8 protein-coding genes are annotated in these 6201 nt (G+C 40.0%); 4 read left to right on the top strand and 4 right to left on the bottom strand.

The window, feature by feature from the left end; translation table 11 throughout:
* Both H1P_RS27870 and H1P_RS27875 read left to right on the top strand, forming a co-directional pair.
* Positions 1-311, top strand: a 311-nt coding sequence (locus H1P_RS27870; RefSeq protein ID WP_144873884.1) for a TonB-dependent receptor domain-containing protein, incomplete at its 5' end; no start/stop codon positions are given.
* Positions 312-315: 4 nt separating this feature from the next.
* Positions 316-1299 (top strand): iron-siderophore ABC transporter substrate-binding protein, encoded by a 984-nt coding sequence (locus H1P_RS27875; RefSeq protein ID WP_222427279.1) that lies wholly within the window; start codon positions 316-318, stop codon positions 1297-1299.
* A 23-nt stretch (positions 1300-1322) separates the two neighbouring features.
* On the opposite strand, the gene H1P_RS27880 is transcribed toward H1P_RS27875, so the two are convergent.
* Positions 1323-1541, bottom strand: coding sequence for a type II toxin-antitoxin system HicB family antitoxin (locus H1P_RS27880; RefSeq protein ID WP_144873888.1), 219 nt, complete (start codon positions 1539-1541; stop codon positions 1323-1325).
* On the bottom strand, positions 1531-1740 hold the full coding sequence (locus H1P_RS27885) for a type II toxin-antitoxin system HicA family toxin (RefSeq protein WP_144873890.1): 210 nt from the start codon (positions 1738-1740) through the stop codon (positions 1531-1533). Before H1P_RS27885 ends, H1P_RS27880 begins: the two co-directional genes overlap by 11 nt.
* A gap of 213 nt (positions 1741-1953) precedes the next feature.
* Here H1P_RS27885 and H1P_RS27890 point away from each other — a divergent pair, with 213 nt between their 5' ends.
* Complete coding sequence (locus tag H1P_RS27890; RefSeq protein WP_144873892.1) at positions 1954-3756, top strand: ABC transporter ATP-binding protein; 1803 nt, start codon at positions 1954-1956, stop codon at positions 3754-3756.
* On the opposite strand, the gene H1P_RS27895 is transcribed toward H1P_RS27890, so the two are convergent.
* The gene (locus H1P_RS27895; RefSeq protein ID WP_144873894.1) at positions 3749-4408 is read right to left on the bottom strand and encodes an SRPBCC family protein; all 660 of its coding nucleotides are present in this window, start codon (positions 4406-4408) and stop codon (positions 3749-3751) included. The genes H1P_RS27890 and H1P_RS27895 overlap by 8 nt on opposite strands.
* A 108-nt stretch (positions 4409-4516) precedes the next feature.
* On the opposite strand from H1P_RS27895, the gene H1P_RS27900 reads away from it, so the two are divergent.
* Entirely contained in the window at positions 4517-5392 is an 876-nt protein-coding gene (locus H1P_RS27900; RefSeq protein WP_144873896.1) for an alpha/beta fold hydrolase, read from the top strand.
* Between the two features lie 5 nt (positions 5393-5397).
* On the opposite strand, the gene H1P_RS27905 is transcribed toward H1P_RS27900, so the two are convergent.
* On the bottom strand, positions 5398-6201 hold an 804-nt coding region (locus H1P_RS27905), incomplete at its 5' end, for an ATP phosphoribosyltransferase regulatory subunit (protein ID WP_186376183.1).

Consider the following 6201-nt stretch of genomic DNA (forward strand, 5'->3'; position numbering starts at 1 on the left):
TTTTTTCGCTTACTTTTTCAGCAAACCCTACTTATGAAATTCAAAAAGGTAATCTCGAAGGCTTGGGATTTGGTTTGGGATTTTTGGCATTAAGCGATCGCCCAGGAGATTTAGATAATACCTTCGATCTACCTGGTTATTTTCGTACCGATGCAGCCTTATTTTATAAACGCGATAACTGGCGTACCCAATTGAATATTGAAAACTTATTCGATATTGAATACTTTGCTTCAACTAACTTTGATTCGCGATCGTCTGTTAATCCTGGTGCGCCGTTTACTATCTTAGGCACGATTGCCGTAGAATTTTAATTTGTTGGGGTTAACTTCATTGTTCAGAAGACTTTATCGCTTAATTTCTTGGTTTTTATTAGGTATTGTAGTCGTAATTGCGATCGCTGCCTGTAATAACAACACGCCAACTAAACCCGATCCTGCCTTGACAGAAAACTGTCGGGTAATTCAACACGCGATGGGTGAAACCTGTGTACCTTTCGATCCGCAGCGCATTGTGGTTTTAGACCCACAAATGTTAGAGACTACCATAGCATTAGACAACAAACCTGTAGGTAGTCCTCTTGAGTATGTTATGCCACCTGTATCCACTGAAGGTATTGAGGATCTCGGTGATGTTGACGCAATAAATCTAGAAAAAGTTCTCTCACTTAAACCCGATCTAATTTTAGGACTTTCAATCTCAACTGCACCCTATTCTCAACTCAGTCAAATTGCCCCTACGGTTTTTGTAGATTTTGAACATAGTGGAGAATGGAAAGAAGATTTTGCCTTTGTGGGAAAAGTTTTAGGTAAATCCGAAGAGGTAGAGCGAGTCATGGCTGATTACTACAAACGGGCAAAAGAGTTTCAACAAAAAATGACCGACAGCAACGAGACTGAAGTATCCATCGTGCGGATCTATCCTACTCAAATTAATCTTTACACCAAGGCAGGATTTATCGGCACGGTTTTAGAAGATGCAGGTTTATCTCGCCCGCCTTCACAAGATTTGAATCTTGAAGAAACTAAAAAATTAACAGGTGATACGATTCAATATAGTATCTCCGAAGAAGTTATCGATAAAGCAGATGGCGATGTTGTATTTGTTGCTGTCGGTAGCTGGGATGACAAAATTCAAGAGGTGCTAACGTCTCTTAAAACCGATCCTTTGTGGGCAAAACTAAATGCTGTCGAACAGGGAAAAGTCTATGAAGTAGGAGATTACTGGATCGGCACTGGAGCGATCGCAGCTAATGCAGTCCTCGACGACTTGTTTAAGTATTTGGTAAAAGAAACGAAGTAGAGGTGCAATTCAGATAAATCAGATTAAGCTAAAACTAATTTAGCAATTGGTAATGGTTTTCCTTCAGCTTGTAAATGCAAAATTAGTTCGTCCATTACTTCCAAACCAAGTTGGAGAGCTTCTTGATAAGTTTCTCCATGAGTAACAGGCTGCATAACTTCATTGGCAAAATCAGGAAGATAAGCTAAATAACATTCGTCTTCTGGACTCCAGGCAATAGTAATTTGATACTTATAATTCATTCTTAGCTCTCTGTATAGCTTGTTTCACTTGCTTTTCGGAATATGATTTAGCATCCGATCCGTCTTTTCCAGGTAGGTTTACTCTAATTGTAGTCCCAGGATATTGATATATTGCATGGCTGCCTTTACCTCTTTTCGGCATCAATTTAAAACCTGCTTTGAGAAGCATTGCTTTTAATTCTCTTATTTTCTTAGGCACATCTGTATTTAGTTGTTGTCTGCATCATAACTGGAATACTGGGAGAAAAACCATGAATCGTTCCGTTTAAGAGTCAAAAAACTCCGTCTAGGAGTCAAATTCAGTTGAGCTTTTCGATACACTCGTTAAGTACGTAGACAAAATTGATCTCACCAATTATCTTTTTGGTTCTCTGTCAATAAGTTCCCTGTACCTTTGTTAACTAATGAACTCATGGGAATTCCGCTTAAGCAATATTCCAATCTTCTATCGGATTATTTAAAACCGCAGCAAGGACGGGTGATTAAATTAGCGATCGCTCTTTTCAGCAGCATTGCCTTGCAAATTCTCAATCCGCAACTGTTGGGATATTTCATCGATACGGTTACAGAAGGTGGAACGACTAAAACGTTAATTACTATTGCCTCAGTATTTATCGGCGTAGCAGTGCTGAATCAAATTCTGACAATTTTGACTACCTATCTAAGTGAAACTGTGGCGTGGACAGCAACCAATGCTCTCTGTGTTGACTTAGCCGAACACTGTTTAAAGCTGGATCTTGTCCATCACAAATCACGCACCCCAGGAGAATGGGTCGAACGCATCGATGGTGATGTAGTTGCTCTTTCTCGCTTTTTCTCACAACTCGTCATTCATGTTTTAGGTAACGGAATTTTATTACTAGGTATCTTAATTATTCTCTTCATTAAAGATTGGCGGGCTGGTTTAAGTTTGTCTCTCTTTTCCTGTTTTGCCCTGCTAATCTTATTAAGAGTGCAAAGATTTGCTGTTATACCTTGGACTCGCTATCGTCAAAAGAGTGCAGAGTTTTTTGGCTTTATTGGCGAGCAGATTGTAGGACGAGAAGACCTTCGTGCCAATGGTGCTGTTAATTATGTAATGCGAAGATTTTACCAAACCTTACAGAGTTGGTTGCCCATTTATCATCAGGCTCGTTTTGCTAGTACCTTACTTTGGACGGGTAGCGTGGGACTTTTCACCATTGGTAATGCGATCGCCCTTGCCCTTGCTGCCTACCTCTGGAATCGTCAAGCGATTACCATTGGCACTGCCTATTTAATCTTTTACTACACCAATCTACTTAGCCAACCTATAGAGCGTATTCGTGAGGAACTCGAACAACTTCAGCAAGTAGAAGCCAGTATTTATCGCATCCAAGAACTATTCCAAATGCGATCGTGCCTGGAAGATCGAGGAAAAATTTCTCTCCCCTCAACAGCACTTTCAGTCATCTTTGAGAACGTCTGGTTTAGTTATGAGAAGTCCCTTGACAAAGGACAGAAGACAGATAATCAAGGACAATGTACATTGCAAAATATTTCTTTCAACCTGACCCCTGGTCAAACATTGGGACTGCTGGGACATACTGGTAGTGGTAAAACCACTCTCGCCCGCCTTCTTCTTCGGTTTTATGATGTTCGGCGAGGATTAATTTGCTTAGGGGATGTGGCAATCGACCAAATTCCTATATCAGAATTGCGTCAACGAGTGGGAATAGTGACTCAAGATGTGCAGCTTTTTCAAGCCAGCATTCGCGATAATCTAACCTTTTTTAATTCTACTATTAGCGATAGAGAGATTTTATCAACGTTAGAATTATTGGGACTTACGGACTGGTTGCGTTCGCGTAGCGGAGCCTTCGGCTCATCGCTGAATCAAGGCTTAGATACAATCCTCAATTCTGATAGTAGTGGACTTTCTGCTGGACAAGCTCAACTCCTAGCTTTTGCCCGTGTGTTTCTCAAAAATCCAGGTTTAGTAATTTTGGATGAAGCTTCCTCTCGTCTCGATCCGACAACGGAAATGTTAATCGAACGTGCCATTGACAGACTAATTAAACACCGTACTGCGATCGTGATTGCCCACCGCCTCAAAACTATACAACGAGCCGACCAAATTTTGATTTTAGATCGAGGAGAAATCGTCGAATTTGGCGATCGCAGTATCCTAGCTCAAAATCCTCACTCTCGATTTTTTAGTTTGCTCAAGCTGGCTTCGACCGAATTTTCTAGTTAACTAAGAGGATGTCTTGATAACGCAATTCCACTTCGTCTTTAATTGCAGCTAAAGTTTTTTCCAAAGTACTTTCATAAATGCTGAAAAAAATACTTTTACCAGGCATACCATTAGGTTCAACATTAACTCGATGGGTAATTAAAACTCGGTCGGGTGGCGCACTAGGATAAGGAGACACTGCTTCTAATAGCCAAGTACCATCAAGAGCATTCAAATCTCCATCTACAAAATTAAAAGCGATTTGCTGAGGATAAGATTCTGTGATTGCAAGACGAATTCTAGCTTGAGTACTAAAGATCAGAGTTTTAACTTGGTTAATTTGTTCTATTATTTTGCGATCGCCATTATTCTCAATTAACTCACTTTGAGCGACTCCTGGAAGAAATTCGGCAAAATTATCGTAGTCAGTCAATACTTGCCAGGCACTATCAAGATTACTTGTTACTAAAATACGGCAGACATATTCACCTTGTTCTCCAGCAAGCGTCACTTTTCCCTCTCTAAGAGCAACTCTTTCTGCAACAGGTAATAGATCTACTGGACCATCAAACAATTTAGCAGTGGCAGAAGGAACAAAAACCACTAAAACTAAAGTAACGATCGTCGTTACTATCAAGTAACGGTATCGATTAATTAAATTTATGAAGAACATTGATAAATTCCAATTTTTAGTGCGCAAAATAATTCTTGCCAATTCTAGCAAGCTAATTCAAAACTGAAGGTTAACTCGGCGATCTTTTCAAGTGATAAAATATCAGGTATGCCATCAATAAACATTATGGGGACACTCCATACCTATGAGTTGACACCCCCTGTTGCCAACCCAAAACTACCTGTATTGGTTTTTATTCATGGCTGGCTTCTCAGTCATCACTATTGGCAACCTCTAATTAAATTACTGGAGTTAGATTATCAATGTTTAAGTTACGACCTTCGAGGATTTGGTGATTCCACCATCACAAAAAAATCAGATTGGGATGATTATCGTCTTGCTGCTTACGCCAATGACCTCTGCTTATTATTACAGGAGTTAGAGATTAAACAAGCTTGGTTAATAGGTCATTCTCTGGGAGGTAGTATCGCTTTATGGACAGCAGAACTTTGTCCCCAAATCGTTGCGGGAGTAGTATGCGTTAATGCTGGTGGAGGAATTTACCTCAAAGAAGAATTTGAAAAGTTTCGCAATGCTGGTCAAAGGTTAGTTAAATTTCGTCCTCCCTGGTTAGGTTATGTTCCTGGGTTAAATTTTATTTTTTCTCGCATGATGGTATCTCGTCCTCTAGCTCTTAACTGGGGTCGTCAAAGACTACAAGATTTCTTAAGGGCTGATGAACAAGCTGCTTTAGGCTCTTTGTTGGAATCGACGACAAAAGAAGAAGTTCATTATTTACCCCATTTGGTATCTCGTTTATCACAGCCTGCGTATTTCATCGCAGGACTAGAAGATAGCGTTATGGAGCCAAAATACGTTCATCATCTGGCTAGTTTTCATTCCCTGTTCGGTTGCAATGGAAGCAATATTTGGGAAATCGAAAACTGTGGACATTTTGCCATGCTAGAACATACAGAAACAGTCTGTTCTTTAATCGATGGTGTGTTGAGGAAAGAGGAGTTAGGAGTTAGAAGTGAGAAATAACCTTGCTACTTACTGTTTAATATTTCCTCTGTAACTGTCTCATCTGCTGCAATCCAAGCTAGATTTTTAATGCGACAATTGAGGGCGTATTCCCTTACTGTTTCTTTAGAGCGATCGCCTAAAGCCAATTCTACTCTCATATCTGGTTGAGATTGGCGTAAACTATCAGCGTATTTGGCTGCTGCAACCCTGGCTTCTTCACTCACGGGAATTACTAACCAATCGCTAGCAGGAAGTTGTTGGGGTAACTGTTTGGTAGTCAGCAACAAAGCGTGAAGGTCTTCGATATTAAGGGCAAAACCAATACCAGGTGATGTTTTACTTTGAGGATCGTATAACTTAAGTAATTGGTCATAGCGTCCTCCTCGACCCAAGGTGTAAGACTGATGATCGTTGAAACTAATAGCTTCAAACACGATTCCCGTATAGTAATCCAAGGTTTGTATCAAACTGAGATCGAGGGTAATCGAGACGGGAATTGGAGAACTTTGATTGACTAATTCAATCAGAGATTTGAGATTATTAACGATCGCTTTTGCCGAGGGTTCTAAATCTAAACTGGTAACTTTTTCCAGAACTTTTTCAGGTTTTCCCCGCAAATCAAAGAGAAATAAGGCTCTTTCCTGTAGCTTAGGCTCTAAATCTAATTTTTCTAACGTAATACGGTCTAAATTAGCCAGACAATACCTCACTTGCTCTGCAACATCTGAGGGAAAAATAGCTAAAAGCGATCGCGTTAACTCGGCTTCTCCCAATAAAATTTGCCAATTAGGAACACCTAAACCCTGTAAACATTGAGCTAATAATAA

This window comes from Hyella patelloides LEGE 07179, assembly GCF_900659865.1.
Classification (GTDB): Bacteria; Cyanobacteriota; Cyanobacteriia; order Cyanobacteriales; family Xenococcaceae; genus Hyella; species Hyella patelloides.